Raw genomic sequence first — 25,312 nt, 5'->3', positions numbered from 1 at the left:
CGTCGGCTCACCGTCATAGCCGGGGCGGATGCGTCCGGTAGTACTCGGTCGGGTCCGGGCGCAGGGGCTTCGATGGCCGTTGCGAGCCGAGCTGGGGTAGGTAGCAGCGGAGCCGGTCGAACACTTCACGGACATCCGCGGGGCGCTCCGCCGCCTTCCACCGGACCATCCACAGCGCCATGGAGGCGAACTCCGGGGGTAGTTTGGCGAGCCGGTCGGCCGGCAGCACCGGGGCGCCCTCTTCCGCCCGCTCGTCCTGTCCGCCGTAGGGCAGGCGCATCACGGTCATCTCCAGCAGGATGCAGCCGAGTGCGAAGATGTCGGCTTGCCGCGTCAGACCTGACGGGCACGCGTCGGACTGCTCGGGGGAGGCCCAGCCGCGCGTGCCGCGTGCGTATTCCGTCTCCTGATCCGCCACGACCGCGTGGCCCATGTCAATGAGCCGGAGACGGCCGTCCGGCTGCACGATGACGTTCTCGGGCTTGAGATCGCAGTGCACCAGATTCCGGTCGTGGACTTCTGCCAGGATTTCGCACAGTTGGCCGATGGCGGCCGCCACGGTCCCAGGATCCTTAACGGGCAGGGCCGCCGACAGGACCTTCTGCAGTTGGTGCCCTTCGACAAATTCCATGACCAGGCACCGGCGTCGCCGGTATGTCCCCGTGGCGATGACTTCGGGAATCGCCTGGATTCCCGTCAGCATCATCATGCGTGATCCCTCTTTGAGGAGTTCATCGCCGGCCCAGTGGAAATCGCTCTCGGGACCGAGGTCCCGGGCCTTCTGAAGCTTCAACGCCACCTTCTGCCCGCTGTTGCGGTCACGCCCGAGGAAAAGGTCGCCTTGGCCGCCGTCGCCGACCATGTCCAGCACTTCGTAGCGCCTCTCCACATCGCCGACCTCCTCGATCTCCCTCACGGCCATCCACCTTTCCTCCGTACGGAAATGGAGCATGAAATGTCACAGCCATGGCTGCCCCCCGACGGGGTGACCCGCACGTCCGACGTCATCACGGTATCCGCCGGAATGTTCAAGGGGGGAGAGTTCCGATGCCCCGCCGCTGACGCTCTCAAGACCCGCGGTTACCACACCACCGACCCTGTACCGCGGCGCCGTGAGCGGTTGGAGCACTTCGCTCTGGGCCCCTTCATGGCTGCCTGCGACATCCGTTCGGGGCCTGCCGGCCACCCGCCCCGGACACGTACCGGGCCCTTGCACGACGGTCTGCGGACCTGGTCGGAGCACGGCGTGAAGTTGTACGAGGCGGCCTTCCCCCTCGACCCGGAACGCCCCCTGCACGAGGTGCCCGAGCCGTGGACGTACCGCTACCGGCCGTCCGGTCCCGACCCGCGCGACGCCCAGGAGTACCGCCTCACCGTGTGGGGCCGCTGCCTGGCCTCCCCCGACGCTGCCTACCGCGAGATTCGTCTGCCCGTGCACCGCCTGCGGGACCTGCCGCCCGACGGGTTCACCGCGGCCGTCGCCTTGGTGCTGGCCGAGGGCGCCCCCGGACCACCGCCGGAGCACGTACGGATCGTGGAGTTCGCGCTCTTCGACGGCCGTACGCGGGAACTCTTCGCTGGAAGCCGGGAAGAGGCGCGCGCCCGGTACCGCGAACACGGCCCCGCTGCCCTGGCCGGCGTACTGGACGGACGGGAATACCGCCCGGGGTCCGCCTGTGGCGGATGCCCCTACCTGTCGGTGTGCCCGGCCATGCGCACAGCGCCCGGACTGCTGGGCATCGAGGCGCACGACCGGCCCCGCCGCACCTGGTCGGTCACCAACGGGCGGGCCTACCGAGCCTGCCCGGCGCGTGACCACATGCGCCGGCTGCACCTGCCCACGGCGGATTCCGTCGAACGCGAGGTGACGGCCGAGCGCGGCCGGGCGCTGCACGCCTACCTCGCCGAACGGCACGCCCACGGATCGCCTCGGCCCTGCACGGTCGAGGTCCCCGAGGAGTGGGTACCGGAGGGATTCGACCTGTCCGCACACGAACGCGCACTCGGCGCCCTGCTGTTGCGGCGGCACGCCGCGGTCTGTCCGCTGCGGTACGTCGGGGACGGTACGGATGTGCGGACCGAGCCCCGGGTGGTGCGGCACGACACAGCCGCCGACGTGGTGGTCCTGGCCGCGCCCGACCTGCTCTACCGGGATGCCGGGTCGTGGGTGTGGCGCGAGACCAAGACCTCCGTCACCGATCGGCGGTCCGACCGCCCCCTGCTCGAGCGTTATCCGCAGTTGGCCCTGGCCGTCGTGCTGATCGCCCGCGGTGACCTGGGCGGTGAACCGTTCCGCGCCCGGGTCGAGCTGGAGGTGCTGCGCCCCGGCGGCGCCGACCTGGAGATCATCGATCCCTTCGCCCCGGCCAATCGGGTCACCGCCGAGAAGGTACTGCGGGCGATGGTGGCCGACTGGCACGGTGACGACCAGTACGCGGCCCGGCCCGGACGCTCCTGCGAGCGGTGCGAAGTGGCCCGCTGGTGCACGGCGTCGTCCGTCAGCGAGGTCGCGGCATGAGGGCGGGGTCGGTCGGCCGGGCCGATCGGCCGGACGCCGGCGAGGCGCCCGAGGGCGTGGGCAGCGACCTCTTCGGCGAACTCGCCCGCATGGTGGCGGCTCTCTCCGAGGTCCAAGGGCTCCGCTCCTTCACCCTGCCCTATCCCGGCCTAGCCCAGCGGGCGCTGGATCACACGGTGATGCGCTGCCTCGATGCGGGGGAGGTGCCGCCGAGGAGTCTTCCGGAACTGTGGGAGTGGTGCCGGACCAGGCCGTCCGACGACCCACTCTTCGCGGTCCCCTCCTCCCTGGTCTCGCCGGGCACCACGCTGGTGCACCGGGTCGGCCGGATGCCGACCCGGTCGTGTCTCGAGGTGGCCTCGCACGGACCGGACGGAGGCGTGGCGGGACACGCCCGCGCGCTCCTCGGGGACCTGCACGCGCGGAGTGGAACGGAAGAGCGCTACCGGCAGTGCAGGGCGTTCCTGGCGCGCCACCCGGTCGTCCACCAGCAGGACCGCTTCGCACCGGGTTGGAACAGGGCGGTCTGGAGCCGGGTCAAGAACCTCTACGGTCCGTTGCCCGAGTTCCTGCTCGTCGACGGAGACTTCCTGTACTGCCCCTCGTGCAGGCTCCCCGCGCTGCCCCAGGACAGTGCCGTGCCCGTACCCGGACCGTCCGGCACCGGCGCGGAAGTCTGGTGCGAGGGGGAGGACTGCCCGCGCGACGCCCCTCCGCGGCTCATCCGTGAGCCGGACCAGGCTTGGATCCTGCGGCGCTCGCTGCGGTGGTACCTCGTATTGCCGCACCGCACCGACGAAGCCGCGCGGGAGGCACTGGAGCGCGCCGGAGTCGCGTACGAGACCCTGCCCAGTCTTCTGCCCGCCTACCGGCTCAGGGACGCCGGCCCCCGCATCGTGGACATTCAGGTGTACGACCGCCTGCAGCCGGCGCTCCTCGCAGCCCATCTCACCGACAACACACCCCTCGCGGACCGCACCCTCGTCGTGGTCCCCGACGCGCTCGCCGGACGGGACGGCTACCGGCAGGCCTTCACCGACGCCCTTCCCGCGCTCCTGCGGGACCGGCTGGTGCTCACCACCCCCATGGACCTCGTGCCCGACCTGGGACAGGCCCGGCGAGAGGAGAAGGACGATGCGTAGCATCACCCCGCCCTTGACCGACGTGTTCAACGCGCTCAAAGCATTTCTGGGGTCCTCCGTGCCCCAGCCAGCGCTGGAAGCCCTCTGCCAGGTCGAACTCGGCCTGTACCTCCAGCAGAAGATGATGCCGGGCAGCCCCGCGGGCAGCGCCTGGGTACTGTTCAGCGGGTACGGGTTCGCCGAGGCGCACCGGGCACCGCTGCCATCCGACGCGGCGAAGACCCTGCGTATCGCCAGGTACTCACTGTGGACGCTGCGCCGGAGCCGTACCTGGCTCGATGCGCTGGACACCTACCAGAGGTTCGACCCCAGGGTGCGCGCCTACGACGTACCGGACGCCGATGCACCCGCTGCCCGCCGCGACCTCTCCGTCGCCGGCGACCGCTTCTCCGTCTACGAACAACTGCTGCGTGCCGCACCGCCGCTGGCGGGCAAGCGGCTGCCGGTCGCGGGTCAGGGCCCACACGCCTTCCCCGTCAGTCGCACCATGGCCGTCGTCGACCTGCCGCCCGTCCCCCGCATCCCCCTTGTCACCCACGACATGGACCTGGAACCGGCCGGCGGCGGCGAGCCCCTCGTCTTCACCAGGGAGGGGCTGGAGCGCACGGCGGCGGAAATGGACGCACAGCACACCCGCTTCGGCGAGGGACGGGCGCCACGGTGGCTGGAGCGGTTACGGTCGTTCGACCTGTCCACCAAGGAGAACGGAACCTTCCACAAGACGAGGAAGGACGAGGACTTCACCTTCACGGTCGACGGCATCCAGCACCTGCTGGGCATCGTCGGCGCCGGCAAGAGCACACTGCGCGACATCATCGCCGTCCATCTCGCCAAGCTGGGCAAGCGCACCACCATCATCGTCACCGATGTCGCGGAGGTGCTGAAGCTCGTCCGGCTCTACGACCTCTACACCAACGGCGCGGCCGCACCCGTGCTCGGCTCCTCCGGCCGTGAGCGGCACGCCCAGCGGCTGCACCGCCGGCTGGCGGGCCGGGGCGAGCACCGACTGCTCGCCCACGACGACCCCGCCTTCGCCTACCTCGGCACGTCCTGCCTGCTCAACGTCAGACGGCAGGGGCGCCACATCGACGACCGAGCCACTCGCCTACGGCGAGGCACCCTGCTCCCGGCTCCGGCCCCCGTCGGCCCTGCGCCGTGACCCGAGCGACAGACGGTACTCCGAGTGGCAGAAGAGGGCGACGAGCTGCCCGTACTGGTCCGTCTGCCCCCGTCACCACGGAGCCCGCACGCTGGTTGACGCCTCGATCTGGGTGGCCACGCCGGCCGGGCTGATCGACGCCTCGCCGCCCCGCCCTCAGAACGGCGAGCGCATCCGCTTCCTCGAACTCGCCTGCCGCCGCAGTGACCTCGTGATCATCGACGAGGCCGACCGTGTCCAGATGCATCTCGACCAGACCTTCGCACCCGCCGTGGTCCTAGCCAGCGACGAGGACAAGGGCCTCATCGACCAGCTGAGCCGGCACAAGATCCGGGAACTCGCGGCAGGCGGACGCACCCAGCTCTCCGAACGGGACGTCGAGACCTTCGCCGCCGCCCTCAACACCGCAGGCGCGGCCACCGACCGGCTGTACGCGATGCTCGTCGCCGGGTACGAGCTGCGCAAGTGGGTGCGGACGGGCTACTTCAGCGCCTGGACGCTCCAGCTTGGGCTCCTCGACGAACGCTACGAACTCCCCGACGACAGCGGCCGGGACCACCCTCATCACGCCCCCCGCGAGGCTCTCGGGAAACTGCTCGACGCGTTCCGGGACAACCCCTTCGGTGACCGTCACCGTAGGACGGAGGAGGACTTCAGCCGGCTGACCGCCCTCCTCAACGAGCTGCTCCACACCGGCAACCCGGAGAACACCCGGCGCCGCCTCACCGAGGTCATGGACGAGGTCTTCGCCATCGACCCGAAGTACATGGCTGCCCGGCAGCGGAAGTACCAAGAGGCATACGACGAGTGGCGGCGCGAGGAGGAGGAACAGGAGAAGAAGCGCGGACGACGCAGGAAGCCCAAGCCTCCGCCCCAGACTCCCGAGGAATGGCGGAAGCAACTCGCGGAGCGCTTCGAGTTCACACTGTTGCTCAGCGCCCTGGAACCACGGCTCGCCATGATCAATGCCATGTGGCCCCGCGTCGCGGCCGCCCTCAGCCTGGGCTTCAACACGATGTACCGCCGACCGCTCGACTACGGCCCGATGGTGCCCGAGGCCCCGATGGGCAATGTGCTCGGCTTCCAGTTCCGGGTCCCTGGTGAGGACAAGGGCGGAGTCCGCAGTGGCGAACTGACCTTCTTCCGGTGCAGCGGCGTCGGACGTGAGCTGCTGCGCGCCATCCCCGATCTCACCTCCGTCGACGGCAGGCCCGGTGCCCACTTGCTGCTCATGTCGGGCAGTAGCTGGGCGGGCGCGTCCAGCCGCTACCACGTCTGCGTCCCGGTCGGTGTGGTCATCGAACCGCCGGCCGAGGTGACCGAACGCATCGCCAGCGAGAGCTCCATGCGCTTCGAGTTCATCGACGACGGCGACGAGAAACTGCGCATGTCGGGAACCCATCCGGACGACCGCCCGGAGAAGTTGCGCCGCATCGCGCGCCATCTAGGTGAGGGCGGAGACGAGTACGAGGTCACTGAAGGTGGTCCGCTCCAGCAGGAGTTGCTCTCTCTTCCTCCAGGGCGCGACCAGATCCTTCTGCTGGTCGGCAGCTATGCCGAGGCACGTGTGGTGGCCGACACACTGCACAACCTCAACGTCCGCTGGCGCAACAAGGTGCTGTGCCTGGTGTCGGACGACGAGGAGATCACCGCGGAGGACGAGGCGTCGTCCGCCTACCACGCCCGATCACTGCGTCGGGGCGACGTCGAGCACCTGAAGGACCTCGAGGCGGACATCCTGGTGGCGCCCCTGCTCGCGCTGGAACGCGGCCACAACATCCTCAACGAGGACGACGAGGCGGCCATCGGCACGGTCTACTTCCTGGCACGGCCCCATCCGCACCCAGAGGACCTCCACCTGGCCGTCAATGCCGTCAACGACTGGGTCGTCCGCGCCGTCACCGGCGGTGACTTCGCCACCCTGGTACAGGGAAAACCCACCGTCGAGGAAGGAGCGGAGGAGTTCCGCCGCCTCGCCCGTTCGTACTGGTACCAGGTACTCGCCCGTTCGATGGCGTGGAGCCGTCTCGACGACGATGTACGGGAACAGGTCACCTGGGACATGCTGGTCCTGTTGTGGCAGGTGATCGGGCGACTGGTACGCGGTGGCGTACCGGCCCGGGTGGTCTTCGTCGACGCCGCCTTCGCCCCCAACCGCGGCGCCGTACCGGCGCGGCCCGACACCCCCGAATCCAGTCTGCTGCACAGCGTCCTCGCCGTCCTGGACCCGTATTTCGAGGGCGGCACGACGACCGCGGAGGAGCAGTTCATCGTCCGCGCCCTGTACGCGCCACTGCGCAGCATGCTCACCCGCCTGCTCGCCGCCGTACCCGCCCACCCGTAAGTGCCGAACCCCTGTCCCAGGAGGTAATTCCGTGTACCACCACATTCGCGTCGCGGCCTACGAACCCGACCCGCTCCACGGACCCTGGCGGGAGGAGATGAAAGTGCTGCGGCTCGGCGAGGACCTGCACGCCGAGCTCACCGGGATGCATGCCGAGGCGGACAAGAACTCCGTCCACCCCCACCGGCTCCCCGTGCGCAGGCTCAACTCCCTGCTCCAGGCGATGGCGCCAGGCGTCATCGCGACCGGCCGCAACGCCGGGGCGGATGGCCGTCTGCCGTGGCTCTACGCGCGGGAAGCCGTCCCGCCGGACGTGCTGGCCCCGGTGGTAGGAGCGTGGGCGGCGGGCATGCACCGGGAGGACGACGACTCGGAGGCCGCCGATCTCGAGGAGAGGCTCCGCTCCGGTGACCCGGCCGAGACGGTACGTCTGCCCCACTGGGAGACAGAACCGGTCGACCTCGCCGAGAGCGTGCTCTCGGCGGGCGGAACCGCCGAACCCGCCGCGCGGCTCTACAGCCTGCTGCCCGAGTGGATCGCCTTCCGGCTGGTCGCCCGGACGTTCCGCACGGGCGGCACCACACTCCACTTCCGCGTCGAGAGCTCGGGTGACGGCGCGCGACTTGTCTCCTGGCCGCCTCAGCGATACGAGCGCCGACGGCAGACCTGGTACTACTCGGCCTGCCTCACCATCACCGTCCACACCGTGCCGTTCGCCCCGCGGTTCCGCGTCCATGTGTCCACCCAGGTACGCCGGTGGGCCACCCGACTGGACGTACGCCCCCACCAGCTCGGCGGTACGACCGTCCTGCTCGACGCTCCACTGCCGTGGCCGGAAGGGCCGGACCGGGCCCACCGGCTGATGGTGAACACGCTGGGCTACGACCGGCGGTCGAAGGAACTGGCCTGGCGTCGGCACAGCCCCGCACCGCTCGTGCCCGAGCTGGACATCGTGCGCAACTATCCCCGGCCCGAAGCGCTCTTCTCCGACCCCGAACGCTGGATCAACGGTTCCGGGGACGTGGCCGCCGGCATCGTCTACCACCCGTCGATCGGCCCGCACGAGGTTGGACCCGGGCTGATGCCACGGGAGCGGGCGGATCTGGACGCCTGGGTCGAGGAAGGGCTGCGCCCCCTGCTGACCCGGGTCCCCGACCTCACGCGCGTCTCCCGGAGCAACACTCCCTCCCTGCTGCCCCGTTCCGGCGCCGGACGTGTCCCGGGCGTCCGCGACGCCCAGCTGGCTCTGCAACGGCGGGCGGCGCTGACACGCGCACTGAACGGCCGCCCTCTGGAGATCGACGTCTTCTGGCAGTCCCCGGAAACCCGTGCGGCGCTGCTCGCCGAGCTGCCCAAACTCATTGGTCTTCCTGCCGGGCAGCAAATGCCGTCGGCCGACGGGGAGACCTGGCAGTGGCAGTGCGAGGGGGTCGACATCCGCGTCCGGGCCCGGCCCGCGGGACCCTTGGCCGACGCCCTGCCGACCACCCGAGCCCGCGGGCGCCTCAGGGCCGTCCGGCTGGCCGAGGCCATCGAAGGGCGCTGCGGGCTCGTGGCGGACCGGGCGGACCCGCTCCTCGGCGGGGCCGGAGTCGTGATCACGGAGATCGCCGGCAAGGAGCGCTTCGCCGCCGTCCCGGACTCCGACCCCAAGCACGCGCTGCGCATCGCCTGGGCACGGCAGGGACGGCTGACCCAGTTCGTGAACTCGCCCGACGACACCGACAGCGCTCTGGAACACCGGGCCAGGTGGACCTGGCTGGACGCCTTCCGGCATCTGGGCGCGATCAGCCCGCCCGCCCATCGGGTGGGAGCCGGGATTCCGGGCGACCTTCAGTACGCGGCGCTCTGGCTCGTACGCCACACCAGGAAGGGGCCCACGCGATGCCCCGTCCACCGGCTGGTGGCGGTGCGGGTGCGCCCCGGGGACGGACCGGGCGTCATCGAGGGGTGGGACGCAGAACGAGCCGAATGGGTGCCGTATCCGAAGCTGTTGCTGCTGCTCTCCCAGGCACGGGAACCGGCGGCGAGCGGCGGGAAGGAGACCGGCACGGGGAAGCTCGTCGATGACTCGGCAGCCCCGGGAGGATCCCGGCCCGCTGCCCGCCCGGGCGTGGAGCAGGACAGGCAGCGGGAGACCGAGCGGCAGATCCGGGCACTGCTCTTCCAGCTCCGCGACCGCCCGACGCTGCTGCTGGCGGACGCCGGCAATCTGCGCCAGTGCTGGCCTGGCCTGCGCAACGGTGCACTGGACCGCGACACGCTCGGCTTCGGGGCCGAACCCGCTCAGCGGCACACGCTCTACGGCCGCGACCTGCGGGTGCTGCTCGTACGGGACGCCAACGCCCGGGGTGAAGTGGCGGAGTGGTACGCCCACGACACCGAGGACGGGGTCGGCTTCGCCGAGGGTGTGTGGGGGACGGCGGATACGGAGGGCCGTGTCTTCGCGAGTACGGCCTCGAAGCCGCACACGGTGGCGAAACTGCCGAAGGGGCTCATGAAGCTGGTGCCCACGGCACAGGGCCGGACAGCGCCCGGGAAGACCGCGTGGAACCCCGGGCAACTGGAGATCACCGTGCTCGGCTGTCTGTCGGAGAAGGCGCTGACGGACTCGGGGCGTGCGGGTGACCCGCCCGACCGGCCGGCGGAGTGGGCGACGCTCACGCACCAGCTGCGTTACCACGACGACTACCCACCGCTCGCCCGGCCTCTCCCGCTGCACTGGGCGCGTCTCGCCGGTGAGTACGTGCTTCCGGTGGCCGGAACGAAATCAGAGGGGAGTACGTCATCCGCTTCCTGAGCGAGGTGTCGCCTGAATCGGGCGTCCCAAACGATCAACGCTGATAAGGATCAATGCTTCCCTCGTGTGAGCGCCGAAGCCTGAACCTGACCACGGGGACGGCGTCTGGTGCACTCCTTGCTGGGATCACTGGGCGTCCGCCGTGACGCTCGTTTGACGCTCTTCGCACCTGGTGGCCCCAAGACGGAGACGAGGGACGGACCTGACCTGCGGCTTTCTCTGAGTTCACCCGGGTGACATGCTTCCGATGACTCACCATGTGGAGTGCGTCGCCATTCTTGAACCGGTCGCAAAGGGCGCCTGACCTACGGTCCCGTGAGTGCGCATGATGTGCGGTGTGAGCGTTACGGGCGATATCTTGACGCTGAGTTGCCACCGTGAGCCGGATCAAGTCCGCACGGTGTAGTACGCGCACCGGAGCGGCTGACGGCCTGCCCTCCGCCCCCTCCACCCCCTGCAACCGCTACCTGCTCCGCACAGGGCGCCGTCACTGGTGCTCGGTCCGCTGTGGCGACCGAGCCCGCGCCGTCCGCGCCTACGCCCGTCGCACCCTGACCCCCGCCAACTGAGTTCGACTCACCTCGCCCCGTCGCCGGTTCACCGGACCCGCGCCGGGGCGCGGTTTCGTCCGCCCTCAAGGCCCCGGCGTGGACGGCACATCTCGCTCGCCATCCGGTCATTCCTCACGACTGACGAAGGATCAGCACCTCTCATGACGGCCACATTCACACTTCTGACCACCGGCCACGACAGCCTCGACGCACGCAATACGGACCGCGACAGCCGCGAGAAGCCGTGGCACGTCGCCTCGACCGTCTGCCTCCTCCGCGACGGCGATACGATCGTCGTCGTCGACCCCGGCATGGTCGAGGACCGCACACTCATCCTCGACCCGCTCGCCGCCGCCGGAATCAGCCCCGGGCAGGTGACCGACGTGGTCTTCGGCCACCACCACCCCGACGACGCCCTCAACGCCGCCCTCTTCTCCCAACGCGCGCGCCCACGACGTCTGGACCGCTCACCACAACTGCCTGCTGGAACCGGACCCTGCACCGGACGACCACCCAAGGCCCGGCGGTCCCGATGTGGGCTGCCGGGTCTAGCTGTTCGCCGATCCATACGATGCCGCTGCCGTCGCGCTCCTGGCGGCCGGGTCAGTCCCGGGATCGTCAAACCCGGCTTGAACTGCACGTTCTCTCATGTCGACGCAATGTGACATGTTTCCGATGTCTCATCACGTGGAGCGACGCTCCCTGAGCCGGTGGCTAACGGGCTCCTGGGCTGCGGTGGTGTGCGACGGGTGCGGCCCTGTGCGCCGGGAGGCGCACAGAGCCGTCGGTAGGCCTATCCGCAGGGGAAGACGTAGTCCGACTTGTAGTTGATGTACGGCGTGCTGCTGGAGGTCTTGGCCATCTTGGCCGTCACCGGGGCGCAGGCGAAGCTCGAGACGCGGACCGGGCCCGCGTACTCGGTGAAGTTGCCGGAGTCGGTGTCGCAGCTTCCGCCCCCGGTCTTGCACACCTTCAGGTACATGTACTGCTTGCCGCCCGCGTTGTTGTCGAGGATCGCGCAGCCCTTGCCGCCGTTCCCGTAGGCGAACAGCGTGCCCAGGCGCTCGTTGGGCTCGGTTCCGACAGGGAGAGGGATCGCCTTGAGCAACGAGTAACCCGACCCGCAGACGTTTGCGGCGGCGGCGACAGCCTTGGGGTCGGCCTGCGCGGTGGCCAGCGTCGTCCGGTCGGCGCTCTTTGCCACGTACGCCGCAGGAGCGTCCTTCTGTACGTGCGCTGCGGGAGAGTCCGTGGCGACAGCTTGGGGCACTGCGGCTACGGCCGAGACCAAGCTCGCGGCGACGACTATCACACTTCTGAAACGGAACGACCTAGACATGCTGAACCATCACTTTCTGCTAGAAAGTTCCCAATAGTTGGCAAAGGACGGTGCTTGCCGCCAGATAGCGACAGTGCGACAGCTCTATTTGGCCGCCACGCCTTGTCCCGCGCCGGCGACGGCCCGGTGCGTGCCGAGTCGCTGCGACGGGCTGCGGGCTCCTGCGTCTCCCGCCGGTGCCAGCGCTCGATGACTATAGGCAACGTCTGGATCTTTCGCCGCTGCTAATTCGGAACGTGGTCGGAGGTTGGCTTGAAGGTGCCCTGCATCGGAATGGCTGTGACGTGAGGGTTGGCGGTCCTGTGTCTGCGTGAAAGTCGTGTGTGCGTCGCGAAGCGGAATGGTGAATGCCTGCTTCCGCTTCTCTGGACGTGACTTGATTACGTACTAGAGGCTGTGCCTTGTTTGCTCTGCCAGGGCAGTCTCGGCCGCGCCTCCCGGCGAACCCCCGCCATCGTCCCGATCTCGCCGTGTCGGCCAGGGTGCGGACACCCCTCCTGTAGGCAAGTTTCAGCCACTCCGGCCGTATGCGGAATGTGTAGTTCCTGGCTTCCGGTTCACGGGACCTTCACAGGCAGCGTCAGCTCCATCTGGCCCGGATCAGTCCTCCGGATGTGTCATGTCCACCTAGCCTTTTCGCGCCAGCACACGATGGCGCCGTCCTTTCGTTCCTTGCGTCGCGGACTGGTGGCGGGCATTTTGATCTCCGCATCCACCGACTCCGGAAGTGAGAGACGTACGCACGCTGTTAGCGAACACAAACGGGGTCATCGCCCGAGGAAGCCGTGCTGAGTTCATCGAGGAAGCCGTGCTGAGTTCATAGCGGACTCGTCGCTCGTCCGTGTCACCGCGCACAGCGCCGCCGCCGCGCGCTCGACCCCCGAGCCCGGGCCACCGCACTGGTTCGAGCGGTATCCAGTTCTTCGTCACCAGCGGCGATCAGGACGAACCAGTCGTCCGGAGCGCGCAGAACACCCGTACCCGACCTTCGTACCGCAGACCAGCGGCGCCCCGGCTGTCTCACTTCCTCCTCTTCCCCGGTGGATTCCCGCACAGGGGGCAGGCCGGTGCGCCGCCATGCCCGCGCACGTGTGCGGGCATGAATTACCCGCAAAGGAAGATGAGTTGAGACGCGACATACTGAGGTATGCGCGCATGCCGGTCACGACAGTGCTCGCACTGTCCCTGTCCGCCGGCGTCGCCACCACCCAGGCATACGCGGCAGCGCCCCCGCCGGGGGCCACGGCAGGCTGGTCACAGCCCGCCGCCCGTGACTCCGGAGCGAAGCCCGGGGTTCAGCCCAGTGCCGTTCCCGCCAAGCAGCGCAGCCAGGTGCTCGGCGCGGACTACAAGAAGTCGAGCGACCGGACCTTCACCACGTCCGGCGACAGCACCGGTTTCCACGTCATGGTCGCCGACGCGAAGGACGGCTACGCGTGGCGGACGGCCGCGTCGCTTTCCGAACCCGGCTTCGACACCGACACGTGGATCGGCAACGCGTGCGTGACGGAGTCGGGCAAGTACGCGGCCGTCGCCTACGCCCCGCGTACGTTCACGAACAAGCCGGACCTGATGGCGCGTGGCGCGTTCACGGCCGTGCTGAACCTGGACAGCGGCTCGATCACGAAGCTGCCGTTCCAGGCCACGCTCGGTTACTTCTCCCCGGGCTGCGGCCACGGCGACGAGGCCGTGTTCACCGCGCTGACGGACGACAAGACGAAGAAGAACCAGACCCGTCTGGTGACCGTCGACGCCAAGGCCGGCAAGGTCGGCGCCAAGCAGACGGTCGTCGGCCAGGTAACCTCCGCCGTCCCGACCCGCAACGGCATCGTCGCCTCCGCCGGTAAGCAGCTCGTGACCGTGAAGGGCAGCAAGGTCCGCGCGGTCGCGGAGACGAAGTCACGGCCGTTCCAGTTGAAGGCCGACGCCGACGGAGGCGTCGTCTTCATCCAACCCGACCCGACGTCCGGCAAGGGCCGTAGCGCCGCCGACCCCACGGCCACGGTCTCCCGCGTCAGCGCGGGACAGATCGACAAGCACGACGCCAAGACGAAGCCCGCCGGTCTCGCCCGGGGCAAGCTGACCGACTTCGATCTCACCTCCACCCCCGGTGGCGAGGTCTACGTCACTGGCGAGGCCGAGACCACGTCACGCGCAGCCGACGTACTGCACAACGTCGGCGGTGTGAACAAGGACGCCCGTGTCTCCAGCAAGGGTGAGGCGTTCGTGTCGTCGCGGTGGGCGGACGGCAAGGACTCGCGGATCCGCCCGGACGAGGCCCTGGAAGCCCGCACGGTCCGTACCACGGTCACCGTGGCCGACACCCGCAAGACGGCCGTCCTGGACGCGCCTCCGGCCGGGGACCGCGTCGGAGGGCAGAAGGAGCTGAGGCAGGGCACGCAGACCAGCCCCGTCCTCCTCGCACAGGGCGTCAGGACGGGCTCGAAGTCGGGCTCGAAGTCGGACTCGAAGTCGGACTCGAATTCGGACTCGAAGCAGGGCCCGAAGGCGGGCCCGCAGGGAGCGCCCGCGAACGACACGGTCGAGGCCGACCGGTACTGCTCCGTGCCGCGCAACGACCCGAAGAAGCAGGCGTTCCAGCCCACCCCGCGCCAGGTCGAGTGGGCCGTGGACCAGACCGTCGTCGGCAAGCTCAACAAGAGCGCGACGCGCCCGGCGAACTGGAAGAACACCGGCATGGCGGCGTACGCCCCGCAGTCGCTGTTCCCGCTGACCCCGCTCGCGGGTGGCTCCGGTGAGGACTGGCACGTGCCCGCGCAGGTGATGCTCGGCATCACCGCGCAGGAGTCCAACATGTGGCAGGCCACCCGGCTCGCGGTGCCGGGCGTGACGGCGAACTCGCTGATCGGTAACTTCTACGGCGTCGAGTACGCCTCCGACGGCCAGCAGACCGACCCGTGGGCGGTGAACTTCGCCAAGGCCGACTGCGGTTACGGTGTCACGCAGGTCACCGACGGCATGCGCATGCACGGCAAGGAGAAGAAGGACGAGAAGCCCTTGACCACGGTCCAGCAGGAGGCCGTGGCCCTGGACTACGCCGCGAACATCGCGGCCGGTGTCAACATCCTCATCGGGAAGTGGAACGACACCCGCAAGGACGGCCTCGTCATCAACGACGGCCACCCGAAGTACATCGAGAACTGGTTCTACGCCCTGTGGGCGTACAACGCCGGTTACTACCCGAAGTCCAAGCCGGTGAACGGCAAGTGGGGCGTGGGCTGGACGAACAACCCGGCCAACCCGCTGTGGAAGGAGAACCGGACACCCTTCCTCGAAGCGGCGAACGGCAAGGACGACTACAGCCACGCCGCACACCCCCAGGACTGGCCGTACGAGGAGAAGGTGATCGGTTGGGCCGCCCGTCCGATCGCCGCCATGTTCAAGCCCGGTGACATGCAGGCCGGATACCGTGCGGCCTGGTGGAACAGCAACGACGCCCGCACGTCGGCGAAGCCGCCGCTGCACACCTTCTGCGGTCCGCAGAACGACTGTGTGCCCTCGAAGATCGGCGACGGCGCGTCCAACGACGACGGCAAGGGACCGTGCGCGCTGCCCGGCGACCCCCACGACAAGGATCCGCTCTACCTGAAGTGCTGGTGGAACCAGCCGGTGCAGTGGAAGAACTGCACCACGGAAGCCAGGTGCGGCAACCCCGTCCACCGCTTCGACGACACCTATCCGGAGCAGCCCGACGAGAATTCGTACCCGCCGAACTGCAACATCGGTCTGCCGGCCGGGGCGATGATCGTCGACAACCTCCCCAACGGTACGGTCCCGGCCGGAAACTCCGAACGGACCTGTGCCACCGCTTCCGACGGATCCTTCAAATTCACCTTCGCCGGTGAGGGCGGAAAGTACCCGTCCAAGGTCGACCTGCATCAGATCGGCGCGGGCAACGGCAACCACTTCTGGATGGGCCACACCCGCTGGCTCGCCACCGCCGACGGCAAGCGGCTGCACGCCAGCGGCAAGTGGACGCTCAGCAGCTCGAAGCGGGGCTGGATGCGCGTCTTCGCCCACATGCCGGACCACGGCGCGCACACCCGGCAGGCCGCGTACAAGATCGGTGGCACCGATTCCACCAGCCCGGTCCGTGTGCATCCGCAGCGCATCCGTAAGAACAAGTGGGTCGACCTCGGCGTCTTCAACTTCACCGGCACCCCGTCGGTGACCCTCGACACCGACACCGAGGACGGCTCCGGTGACGAGGACATCGCCTGGGACTCGGTGGCCTTCCAGCCGCTGTCGGGCAAGCCGAAGGACTTCGTGGTCGCCATGGGCGACTCCTACTCCTCCGGTGAGGGCGCTTCCGAGGGCAACCGGGACTACTACCCGGAGACCAACTACCGCGACGACCAGAACAAGGACGCCCGCAACGCCTGCCACCGCTCCACCCAGGCATGGTCCCGGCAGGCCACCATCCCGGGCCGTTCCAAGTCGGTCGGCGTCCTGGCCGACAGCCGCGGCTCGGCGATGGACTACCACCTGATCGCCTGCTCCGGCGCCCGCACCTACAACGTGGTGCACGCCGGTGAGAGGCAGTCCAACGGCGGCGAGGCACCCCAGATCGACCAGGGGTACCTGGACCAGAACACCTCCCTGGTCACCATCTCGATCGGTGGCAACGACGCCCGCTTCTCCAAGATCATCCAGAAGTGCCTGATGGCCTTCAACGGCGGCAACTGCAAGGACAAGACGTTCGAGGAGGGCGACGTCGACAGCTCCGTCGGCGGCCGTGACCGCAAGTTCATCGGCCAGCCCCTGGAGAAGGCCGCTGTCGGCCTCATCAAGGAGATCGTCCGACCGGACATCGTCAAGACCCTGAAGGAGATCCACGGCAAGGCCCCGAACGCGAAGATCGCGCTCATGGGCTACCCGCCGCTCATCGAGAAGCGCGGCGAGTGCCTGAGCGTCTCGATCCCCATGGCCCAGATCGGCCTGTCGGCCAGCTCCGCGGACTGGCTGAACGGCGTCGCCAACGTCCTCACGGCGGAGATGCAGGGCGCGGCCGACGACGCCGTCAAGCTGGGCATGAAGGCCTGGTTCTCCAACCCGACCACCAACTTCGCGGGCAAGGCCGTCTGCGGTGACCCGGAGACCGTCCACGGCATCGTCAAGACGCTGGTGGACTCCGACGAACCGAAGACGGACTACCCGATCCTGGAGAAGTTCGGCCTGTCGGCCCAGTCGTTCCACCCGAAGATCGGGGGTGCCCGCCTCTACGCGGACTCCCTGGAGCGCACCATGAACGGCATGGGCCTGTAACCCAGGACCTGTCGTACCGCGCAGGCGGGGCCCCGCAGTTGGCGGGGCCCCGCCCGCGCCCACTTCCGACGACGAAGATGAGTACGGGTACTCATGAACCCGCAGCACCGGGCAGGGAGCATCGGATCATGCGCATGTGGAAACGAACAGCCGCCGTAGCCGTCGCGTTACTCACTCTGGCAGGCTGTGGGGAGAGTGCGGACGACCTGTTCTCCAACCTCAACGGCGACGTCTCCTCCGGTTCGCACGACACCACCGCACCCGGCCCGGACGCACGATCCGACGCACCACCGAACTACGCCGACAACAACCGCACCCGTCACGCGGGCAGGATGAGCCCACAGGACGAGAAGCGGGCCGGGCGCAAGGCCGCCGAGGTCGAGCGGGCCCTGAACGAGCTGCGCCGACGCGGCAGGATCAGCCCCGCGGAGGTACGGCCCGTACTCGCGAAGCTCGCCGCCCCCGGCCACCTCTCGGTGGAGGACCTGCTGATCGGCACCGGGGCCGACAAGATCCCCGGCAGCTCCTACGGCATCTGGGTCGGCCGGACCGCCTGCGTCACCGGAGCCGTCAGTGAGGACCGTGTGTGGGCCGACGCCAACGGCCACTATCCCGAGACCGGTTGCCTGTCCCCGGCCTCCACGCACTGACGAGTGCGGATCTGCCCCTGGGGCTCCTGACCGGCGGCTCGTACCCTGGAGGGCATGCCCTCCTTGACCGCGGTGTTGGCCCCGTCGTTCCGGATCGACCGCACCATGGGGTTGGTCGGTGCCTTTCTCCTTGTCGAGTTGGCCGTCGTGGTGTTCGGCAGCACGGCGGGCGGTGTGGCCGCCGCGCTCGCCGGGTGTGCGTCGGCCGGGGTCGGATGGCTCGGGCTCGGGTTCCGGGAGCGATGGCCGGTGTCGGTCGCCGTCCTCGCGCTCGCGGTGACCCTGGTCTACTACCAGACCAGTGGCATCAACGGGCCCACCCCGGCCCTGGTGTTCATGGTCGCCCTCTACGCCGTCGCCAGGTCGGGGCAGTTGACGGCTGTCGTCGCGCTCGCCGTCCTCATCATGCTCGTCATCGCGTACGGCGAGTTCAGCGTCTCCGAACAGAAGCGCAACGTCGACAACATGTCCATCGCGCTCCTCAGCGGCTGGTTCCTGAGCGTCATCGCCTTCAGCCACGCCATGCGCGCCCGGCAGGCGTACCAGGCCGAGGCCGAACAGCGCGCCCTTGCCGCGGAACGCGAGCGCGACGTACGGGCCCGGCAGTCCGCCACCGAGGAACGGCTGCGCATCGCCCGCGAGTTGCACGACGTCCTCGGGCACAACATCTCGCTGATCAATGTGCAGACCACCGCCGCCCTGCACCGCAGCACCCGGCGGCCAGGACAGACCACCGAACTGCTCGCCGCCCTGGAGTTCGTGCGCGACACCAGCAAGGAGGCCCTGCGTGAGCTGCGCGGCACCCTCGGCGTGCTGCGCCAGGTCGACGAGGCCGCCCCCACCGCGCCCACCGCCGGACTCGACCGGCTCCCGGAGCTCGCGGAACGGGCCTCCGCCACCGGGCTCGACGTACGGGTCCTCTCGCACGGCGACCGGCCCGTGCTGCCCCCGAAGATCTCCCTGGCCGCCTACCGCATCGTCCAGGAGTCCCTCACCAACATCACCCGGCACGCGCAGGCGTCGAGCGCCACCATCGAGGTCGGTTACAGCGCGGGCGAGCTGCGCGTGCGGATCGAGGACGACGGCCAGGGATCCGGTGACGGCAGCACCCGTGGCAGCGGCATCACGGGCATGACGGAACGCGCCAGGGCCCTGGGCGGCGAACTCACCGCCCGCGACACCGGCAAGGGCTTCCGCGTCGAAGCCACATTGCCGTTCACCGCCACCGCCACCGCCACCGCCACCGCCACCGCCACCGTTACCGACGCCGACGAAGACGCGGCCGCCGCCACCGCCACCGAGTCGGTGGGCAGCGAAGCGGGCAGGGTGGACGCAGGGGAGTGTTGAACTCGTGTCAGGCAGCGCCGGGTTCAGGGCGCCGACGCGCAACTCACCGTCCAGGAACGCGGTTTAAGGTGGCGCTATGACAACCCCGACCCCGCCGCCCATCAGAGTGCTGCTCGCCGACGACCAGAAGCTCGTCCGGGCGGGATTCCGCTCCATCATCGACGACGAGGACGACATCGAGGTGGTCGGTGAGGCGGCCAACGGGACCGAGGCCGTCGAGCTGGCCCGTCAACTGCTGCCTGACGTGGTCCTGATGGACATCCGCATGCCGGAGGAGGACGGCCTCGCGGCCACCGGGCGGATCGTCTCCGACGAGCGGCTGTCCCAGGTGCGCGTCGTCATCCTCACCACGTTCGACGTGGACGATTACGTGTACGGGGCGTTGCGCGCCGGTGCCTCGGGCTTCCTGGTCAAGGACACCGAGCCGATGGAGCTGCTGCACGGCATCCGGGTGTGCGCGCGCGGCGACGCCCTGATCGCACCGGCGGTGACCCGCAGGCTGATCGCGGAGTTCGCGGGCAGGGTGGTCCAGCCGGAGGTGAGCCCGCGCCTGAACGCGCTCACCGAACGCGAGTTCGAGGTCACCCGCCTGGTGGGGGCGGGGCTGACCAACGACGAGATCGCCGAGCGCCTGGTGCTCAGCCCCTATACCGCCAAGACCCACGTCAGCCGCATCATGAGCAAACTCGACGTCCGTGACCGCACGCAACTGGTGATCCTGGCGTACGAGAGCGGGATGATCAAGCCCGGCTGGATGGAGTAGCCCGCCCTTCCACGGGCCTCCCCTCCGTGGGGCCGCGGGTGACGGGCCGAGCGTGGCTGTGTGGCCCGTGTGGGCGTGCGGGCCGTGTTGACGGATCCCGCACGCGTTTCCGCGGTCGCCACCGTGCCGGTGGTGCAATGGCGGCACCGCGTCAACCGCCGCCTGCCCGAGGAGAGTTCATGCCGCGCCCGTTCCGCTTCGGGGTCGACCTGCTCACCCCCTCGTCCGCGAAGGAGTGGCGCGCCAAGTGCCGCCGGGCCGAGGATCTCGGGTACGACGTGATCCTCGTACCCGACCACCTCGGGATGATCGCCCCCTTCCCCGCCCTCGCCGCGGCCGCCGAGGCCACCGAGAGGCCGCGGCTCGGCACCTATGTGCTCAACGCGGGCTTCTGGAACCCGGCGCTCCTGGCCCGCGACGTGGCAACGACGGACGCCCTGGCTTCGGGCCGCCTGGAACTCGGGCTCGGCACCGGCTACGTACAGGCGGAGCACGAGGCGGCAGGACTGCCCTACGGGTCGCCGCGCGAGCGCGTGGACCAACTGCGGCACACGGTGGCCGAGCTGGAGCGGCTGCTCGGGTCCCCGGAGCACCTGCCGCGGCCCGCGCAGCCCCGGGTGCCGCTGTTGATCGGCGGCAACGGCGACCGGATGCTGCGTCTCACCGCCGAGTACGCCGACATCGCGTCGTTCACCTGTAGGCGCCCCGTGCCGGGGTCCACCACCGGACAGCTCATGCCGCTCACGCCCGCCGAACTCGACGAACGGATCGTCAGATACGAGAAGTTCGCCGCCGAGCGTGCCGCACGCGCCGAGCCCGCCGAGCTGAACGTGCTCATCCAGCTCGTCGCCGTCACCGAGGACCGTGAACGCGCCCTTCAGCCCCTGGTGGACCGGCTGCCCGAGTTGCCCATGGAGCAGGCCCTGGACATGCCCATCGCCCTCGTCGGCACGGTGGAGCAGATCACCGCCCAGGTGCGGGCGCAGCGCGAGCGGTACGGGTTCTCGTACCTGACCGTCCTCGAACCGTTCATGGAGGAGTTCGCGCCGGTGATGGAGGCGCTGCGCGGGGAGTAGCGGCGGGCGGAAGCGGGCACGGCACGGGACGGCACCCTCGCCGCGGCGAGGGTGCCGTCCTTGGTGCGGGGCGGGTCCCGGCTCAGTCCCGGGGCAGCAGGACCCGCGCCAGCTCCGCGCGCAGTCGCGCGAGGTCGTCCGTGTGGCCGTGCGCCGCGATGTGCCCGTCGGGCCTGACGAGGTAGAAGCCCGTCGCGGCGCACCCGGTGAGGGGCACGGCGTCGGACGGGTGCAGCAGGACGCGGCGCACCCCGGGCCAGGGGCGCAGGGCCTGAGTGACCAGCTCGGGGAAGTCGCTGTACGGGCGTGCCGAGAGGACCGCCACGCTCCAGTTGGCAGGACCGGGGGCGCCGCCCGTCATGCCGTGGCGCACGGCGAGCTCGCGCGGGAAGACCATGCCCGTGCGCAGCCGCCCGGGGACGCGGCGAAGGAGCCGGCAGCGCGCGCGGCCGGAGGGCTCCTGGGTGGCCCGGACGGGCGTGTAGCGGACCCGGCGGCCCGCCATCACGGGGAAGACCTGGCCGGGCACGACCCCGGTCCTGTCGGCCGCGCGGAACGCCGCGTCCCGCACCGCGACGCGGGCCCTGGTGTGCGCCATCCAGGCCCGGGTCTGCCGGTCGGTGTCGGCGACGATGCGGTCCGTGGCCTCGGACCGCTCCGCGGTGTAGTCGTCGAGCAGCGAGGCGGGGGAGGCCCCGCAGAGCACGGCGGCCAGTTTCCACGCCAGGTTGGCGCCGTCCTGGAGGCCGTTGTTCATGCCCTGCCCGCCGGCCGGGCTGTGCACGTGCGCACTGTCCCCGGCCAGGAACACCCGGCCGCGCTGGTAGTCGGTGGCCGTGCGCGCGTGCACCCGGTAGACCGTCTGCCAGACCGTTTCGGTGATGGTCACCCCGCCGGGGCCGCGCTCGTCGAGGAGGCGCTGCATCATCGGTGCCGTGACGGCCCCCGCGCCCTGCGGCTGGACGGCGAGGATCCGGAACACGCCGTCCGGCAGCGGCGCGATCATCAGGGTGCCGGAAGCGGCCTGGTAGTAGAGCAGTTGGTCCGGGGGGAGCGCGCCCTCGACACGGGCGTCGACGAGCGCGAACGACAGCGGGTACGTGCTGCCCTGGAACCCGGCGCCGAGCGCGCCGCGCACCCCGCTCCCCGCGCCGTCGGCGCCGACGACGAAGGAGGCCCGGACGCGCCGCACCCCGGCATCGCCGTGCTCCACGACGGCGGTGACCGCGTCCGTGGCGTCGACGCGCCCGCTGTGGTCGAGGTCGTCGAAGGCGAGGAGGCGCGCCCCGCGCTCGACCTTCCCGCCGAGCTCGTGCAGGCGTTCGGTGAGCAGCCGCTCGGTCTCGTGCTGCGGCAGGTGCACGGGGCGCAGCTCAGGCGGGATGGTGAACCGCGCGAGCGGCGCACCCGCGGAGAAGTAGCTGAAGCCCGCGATGGGCACGGCGGCCGCGCGCAGGGCGGGGCCGACGCCGAGGTCGTCGAGGAGGTCGAGGGCGCGCGGCCACAGGGCGAGCGCCTTCGGCGTGGTCGAGGGAACGGCGGCCCGGTCGATCAGTCGTACGCCGACACCCCGCCGGAGCAGTTCGCACGCCGTGAACAGGCCCGTCGGGCCCGCGCCGACGACCAGTACGTCGGTGGACTCGTTCATCCGGTCCGCTCCAGGCGTTCGTGGAGGCGCCGGGTCAGCTCGATGCGCTGCACCTTCATGGTCGCCGTACGCGGCAGTTCGGACAGCGGCAGTTGGATCGGGTCGGCGAGCTGGGGGAAGTCGACGACCGCGCGGCGCCAGCGGATGGGGTCGAGCGGCACATTGTCCTTGGTGCACACCACGGGCAGGGGCTCCTTGTCCGGGCCCGGTACGAGGACGAGCTCCAGGAGTTCGTCGAGGCGGCCGAGCACGGCGTCCTCGACCTCCAGGGTGCTGTCCACGTTCGGGATGACGTCCACCGCGCGGTCGAGCACGTGCACCCGGCCGAGCCGGTCGCGGTAGCCCACGTCACCGGTGCGCCACCACGTGCCGTTCAGCTCCTTCCGGTACCGCTCGTCCTCGGCGTAGTAGGTGACGGCGCGGCCGTCGCTGAGCACCTCGATGAAGCCGGGGGTCCGCTTCGTCGGGCGCCGGCCCTCGCGCGGGACCACCCGCACATGGGTCATCCCGGGCAGCGGGTAGCCGAGGCAGCGGCCGTTGGCGGAGAGCGCGTTCTTCTTCGTGTACCAGCGGGCCACCAGGGGGCCGCACTCGCTCTGTCCGTAGAACTGGAAGAACAGCGGGTTGGTGCGCCGGGACCCGCTGAGCAGCTTGTGGATGGTGGGCGGGTGGATCGCGTCGAACGTTCCGCTGAAGTACTTGACGTTGGCCAGAGGCTTCAGCGGGTGGTCCGCCAGCTCCGCCCACTCCACGTAGGTGTTGGGGTGGGTCTCCACGATGCCCGGCCTGGTGCGGGCGAGCAGCGGGGCGACCTCGTCCGGCGCCCCATGGTCGATGACCACGACCGGCATACCGCGCTCCAGCATCACCGCGAGGGCCATGTACATCCGCGAGTGCACGAACGACACATGGACGGCGTACGTCTCGCGGCGGCGGATCAGGCCGACCAGGTAGTCCTGCGGGCGGTAGCGGCCGCGCAGCGAGAGTGCCGTGTGGACCACGAGCTTGGGGATGCCGGTGGTGCCCGAGGTGTGCGTCATCAGGGCCGGGTGGTGGCCGTCCAGGAGCACCGGCGCCCGGCGCGGCGAGCCGGCGAGCGACTCCAGGGACACCGTGCCGGGGCGGTCCCCGGACGGCACCACGACCGCCGCGGCGGCCTCGGCGAGGTCGAGTCCCGCCAGCTCGTCGGCGAGCTTGCCCTCGTCGGTGAGCAGATGCGGACGCTCCAGGCGGTCGAGGAGCGCGCCCACCGTGGGGCCGTCGAGGGCGGGGGAGAGCAGCACCGGGACCGCGCCGAGCCGGGACGCCGCGCACGCGAGGACATAGATGTCGAAGTTGTGCGCCTTGTACAGAGCCAGGTGCTCGCCCGCCCGCACCCCCGCGGCCCAGAGGCGGGCGGCCATGTCGTCGACCAGGTCGGCGAGTCCGCCCACGGTCAGCTCACGACCGGCGGCGGGCGCGGCGTCCATGTCGTGGTCGAGGACGAGGGGGGTGCCGGGGTGGCGGGCGGCGGCCTCCTCGGGGATCATGCCGAGGCGCAGCGGGCGCCTGCTTGCGGGGAGATGGAGCGGCATCATGCCTCCTGGAGGGGGGTGGGCGAGGGCTTGGGGGACTTCGAGGCCCCCTGGGACGCCAAGAACGCCAGGCGGCGGCGCAGCAGGTGCGCGTCCCGGTCGGTCAGCCGGATGGCGAAGGTGCCGCGAAGGAGGTCCACCACCTCGTCGGCGGTCAGGGCGGTCCGCTCGATGACGTCGTCGGCGTGACGCGTCGTCAGCTCGCGGTCGCGCAGGGTCTGCTGCACGTCCTCGGTGCCGCGCATCGCGACCACCTTGCCGGTGAAGGCGGAGCGCGCGTGGTGCGCCGTGTAGTGGTTGGACACCTCGAAGTCGGGCGGGAAGTGCTGCTCCACGCGGAACGCGTACAGGTCGAACCAGTCGCCGTCGCGCAGGGTCTGAAGGACCCACTGGTCCACTTCGCGCAGCACCCGCCAGCTCCAGGCACCTGCTTTCGCGACGCTCCCGGAGTGCAGCGGAACGGGCTCGATGAGGCCCTCGGCGCCGAAACCGGCGTCGGCGAGCCACAGTTCGTAGCCCGCGCCGACCGCCAGGACGGTGTGGGCCCGGTAGCGGATCTGCCGGCGGCCGAGCCGGACGCGGGCCAGGAGCCGGGTCACCGGGAATCCGAGGCGTTCGAGGACGGCCGCGAACAGCAGGTTGTGCTCGAAGCAGTATCCGCCGCGGCCCGAATCCACCAATTTGCGCTGCACATCATCGAGCTGGAGGGAAACGCCCCGCTCAAGGGCCACGTCCAGGTTTTCGAAGGCGATGGCCGCCTTGTGCATACGGTGCAGGTCGAACAGCGTTTCCACGGTTGCCGTGCGGGGTCCCTCATATCCGATGCGCCGCAGATAGGCATCGAGATCCAGCAGGTCCCCGCCCCACTGCGGATCGGGCGCGGCGGCCGAGGTACCGGGGCCGACGGCCGTAGCACCGGGGCGGGCCGCCGCTTCCGTCTCCCTTTCGAGGGCGCCATTTTCCATAGCCATGCGCCGGATACTGAAATGGCGCGGGGCGCCGGGCAACGGCCGCCCGCGCACTCCGTCAGGTCGCGTCGGTGACCTGACGGACTTCCGTGTCACTTGACGGAATGTACGCCGACGCATTGGTGGGCCCGCCGGGCCGGGCGCAGG

16 protein-coding genes and 1 pseudogene are annotated in these 25,312 nt (G+C 70.0%); 12 read left to right on the top strand and 5 right to left on the bottom strand.

Annotated elements, in window-relative coordinates; translation table 11 throughout:
• Positions 1-13: 13 nt before the first annotated feature.
• The gene (locus tag IG78_RS0124525; RefSeq protein ID WP_157855872.1) at positions 14-916 is read right to left on the bottom strand and encodes a serine/threonine protein kinase; all 903 of its coding nucleotides are present in this window, start codon (positions 914-916) and stop codon (positions 14-16) included.
• 330 nt (positions 917-1,246) lie between these two features.
• On the opposite strand from IG78_RS0124525, the gene IG78_RS0124520 reads away from it, so the two are divergent.
• The 7 genes and pseudogenes from IG78_RS0124520 (at position 1,247) to IG78_RS46235 (ending at position 11,179) form a co-directional block, all read left to right on the top strand.
• Complete coding sequence (locus tag IG78_RS0124520) at positions 1,247-2,518, top strand: PD-(D/E)XK nuclease family protein (protein WP_225882189.1); 1,272 nt, start codon at positions 1,247-1,249, stop codon at positions 2,516-2,518.
• The gene (locus IG78_RS0124515) at positions 2,515-3,660 is read left to right on the top strand and encodes a pPIWI_RE_Y domain-containing protein (protein WP_030566782.1); all 1,146 of its coding nucleotides are present in this window, start codon (positions 2,515-2,517) and stop codon (positions 3,658-3,660) included. The genes IG78_RS0124520 and IG78_RS0124515 overlap by 4 nt, the downstream gene beginning before the upstream one ends.
• The gene (locus IG78_RS50635; RefSeq protein WP_051852939.1) at positions 3,653-4,819 is read left to right on the top strand and encodes a pPIWI_RE_Z domain-containing protein; all 1,167 of its coding nucleotides are present in this window, start codon (positions 3,653-3,655) and stop codon (positions 4,817-4,819) included. The genes IG78_RS0124515 and IG78_RS50635 overlap by 8 nt, the downstream gene beginning before the upstream one ends.
• Before the next feature lie 112 nt (positions 4,820-4,931).
• Positions 4,932-7,163 (top strand): hypothetical protein, encoded by a 2,232-nt coding sequence (locus IG78_RS50630; RefSeq protein ID WP_051852938.1) that lies wholly within the window; start codon positions 4,932-4,934, stop codon positions 7,161-7,163.
• 31 nt (positions 7,164-7,194) lie between these two features.
• Complete coding sequence (locus tag IG78_RS0124505; RefSeq protein WP_157855871.1) at positions 7,195-9,963, top strand: pPIWI_RE module domain-containing protein; 2,769 nt, start codon at positions 7,195-7,197, stop codon at positions 9,961-9,963.
• A 446-nt stretch (positions 9,964-10,409) separates the two neighbouring features.
• A pseudogene (locus tag IG78_RS48325) lies at positions 10,410-10,532 on the top strand (CGNR zinc finger domain-containing protein); the annotation flags it as partial.
• 143 nt (positions 10,533-10,675) lie between these two features.
• Positions 10,676-11,179, top strand: a complete 504-nt coding sequence (locus IG78_RS46235) for an MBL fold metallo-hydrolase (RefSeq protein WP_225882188.1) — start codon at positions 10,676-10,678, stop codon at positions 11,177-11,179.
• 128 nt (positions 11,180-11,307) lie between these two features.
• Here IG78_RS46235 and IG78_RS0124495 read toward each other — a convergent pair whose 3' ends face one another.
• On the bottom strand, positions 11,308-11,784 hold the full coding sequence (locus IG78_RS0124495; RefSeq protein ID WP_225882187.1) for a hypothetical protein: 477 nt from the start codon (positions 11,782-11,784) through the stop codon (positions 11,308-11,310).
• Between the two features lie 1,224 nt (positions 11,785-13,008).
• On the opposite strand from IG78_RS0124495, the gene IG78_RS0124490 reads away from it, so the two are divergent.
• The 5 genes from IG78_RS0124490 to IG78_RS0124470 all read left to right on the top strand — a co-directional run bounded on the left by IG78_RS0124490 (position 13,009) and on the right by IG78_RS0124470 (position 20,975).
• Positions 13,009-17,139, top strand: coding sequence for a NocE (locus tag IG78_RS0124490; RefSeq protein WP_030566775.1), 4,131 nt, complete (start codon positions 13,009-13,011; stop codon positions 17,137-17,139).
• A 128-nt stretch (positions 17,140-17,267) separates the two neighbouring features.
• The gene (locus tag IG78_RS0124485) at positions 17,268-17,789 is read left to right on the top strand and encodes a hypothetical protein (protein WP_030566773.1); all 522 of its coding nucleotides are present in this window, start codon (positions 17,268-17,270) and stop codon (positions 17,787-17,789) included.
• A gap of 54 nt (positions 17,790-17,843) precedes the next feature.
• Positions 17,844-19,136 carry a sensor histidine kinase gene (locus IG78_RS50625; RefSeq protein WP_051852936.1) on the top strand — a complete coding sequence of 431 codons (1,293 nt, stop codon included), beginning with the start codon at positions 17,844-17,846 and terminating at the stop codon, positions 19,134-19,136.
• Positions 19,137-19,212: 76 nt separating this feature from the next.
• Positions 19,213-19,899 carry a response regulator transcription factor gene (locus IG78_RS0124475; protein WP_030566769.1) on the top strand — a complete coding sequence of 229 codons (687 nt, stop codon included), beginning with the start codon at positions 19,213-19,215 and terminating at the stop codon, positions 19,897-19,899.
• Positions 19,900-20,078: 179 nt separating this feature from the next.
• Positions 20,079-20,975, top strand: coding sequence for a TIGR03621 family F420-dependent LLM class oxidoreductase (locus IG78_RS0124470; RefSeq protein WP_030566767.1), 897 nt, complete (start codon positions 20,079-20,081; stop codon positions 20,973-20,975).
• 82 nt (positions 20,976-21,057) lie between these two features.
• Here IG78_RS0124470 and IG78_RS0124465 read toward each other — a convergent pair whose 3' ends face one another.
• From IG78_RS0124465 to IG78_RS0124455, 3 genes are read right to left on the bottom strand one after another with little or no spacing between them, the layout of a single operon-like run.
• The gene (locus tag IG78_RS0124465) at positions 21,058-22,623 is read right to left on the bottom strand and encodes an FAD-dependent monooxygenase (RefSeq protein ID WP_030566765.1); all 1,566 of its coding nucleotides are present in this window, start codon (positions 22,621-22,623) and stop codon (positions 21,058-21,060) included.
• The gene (locus IG78_RS0124460) at positions 22,620-24,197 is read right to left on the bottom strand and encodes a class I adenylate-forming enzyme family protein (protein ID WP_030566764.1); all 1,578 of its coding nucleotides are present in this window, start codon (positions 24,195-24,197) and stop codon (positions 22,620-22,622) included. The genes IG78_RS0124465 and IG78_RS0124460 overlap by 4 nt, the downstream gene beginning before the upstream one ends.
• Positions 24,197-25,168 (bottom strand): arylamine N-acetyltransferase family protein, encoded by a 972-nt coding sequence (locus IG78_RS0124455; protein ID WP_225882186.1) that lies wholly within the window; start codon positions 25,166-25,168, stop codon positions 24,197-24,199. Before IG78_RS0124455 ends, IG78_RS0124460 begins: the two co-directional genes overlap by 1 nt.
• Between the last annotated feature and the right edge of the window lie 144 nt (positions 25,169-25,312).

The sequence above is a fragment of the Streptomyces aureocirculatus genome (assembly GCF_000720475.1).
In the GTDB taxonomy this organism is placed as follows: domain Bacteria; phylum Actinomycetota; class Actinomycetes; order Streptomycetales; family Streptomycetaceae; genus Streptomyces; species Streptomyces aureocirculatus.
This window is presented reverse-complemented; position numbering and strand designations above follow the sequence as displayed.

Bases quoted from the DNA above. Each gene is read 5' to 3' on its own strand.
- IG78_RS0124515 (WP_030566782.1), top strand. From the start codon at position 2,515: ATGAGGGCGGGGTCGGTCGGCCGGGCCGATCGGCCGGACGCCGGCGAG.
- IG78_RS50635 (WP_051852939.1), top strand. From the start codon at position 3,653: ATGCGTAGCATCACCCCGCCCTTGACCGACGTGTTCAACGCGCTCAAA.
- IG78_RS46235 (WP_225882188.1), top strand. From the start codon at position 10,676: ATGACGGCCACATTCACACTTCTGACCACCGGCCACGACAGCCTCGAC.
- IG78_RS0124490 (WP_030566775.1), top strand. From the start codon at position 13,009: ATGCCGGTCACGACAGTGCTCGCACTGTCCCTGTCCGCCGGCGTCGCC.
- IG78_RS0124485 (WP_030566773.1), top strand. From the start codon at position 17,268: ATGCGCATGTGGAAACGAACAGCCGCCGTAGCCGTCGCGTTACTCACT.
- IG78_RS50625 (WP_051852936.1), top strand. From the start codon at position 17,844: ATGCCCTCCTTGACCGCGGTGTTGGCCCCGTCGTTCCGGATCGACCGC.
- IG78_RS0124475 (WP_030566769.1), top strand. From the start codon at position 19,213: ATGACAACCCCGACCCCGCCGCCCATCAGAGTGCTGCTCGCCGACGAC.
- IG78_RS0124470 (WP_030566767.1), top strand. From the start codon at position 20,079: ATGCCGCGCCCGTTCCGCTTCGGGGTCGACCTGCTCACCCCCTCGTCC.
- IG78_RS0124465 (WP_030566765.1), bottom strand. From the start codon at position 22,623: ATGAACGAGTCCACCGACGTACTGGTCGTCGGCGCGGGCCCGACGGGC.
- IG78_RS0124460 (WP_030566764.1), bottom strand. From the start codon at position 24,197: ATGCCGCTCCATCTCCCCGCAAGCAGGCGCCCGCTGCGCCTCGGCATG.
- IG78_RS0124455 (WP_225882186.1), bottom strand. From the start codon at position 25,168: ATGGCTATGGAAAATGGCGCCCTCGAAAGGGAGACGGAAGCGGCGGCC.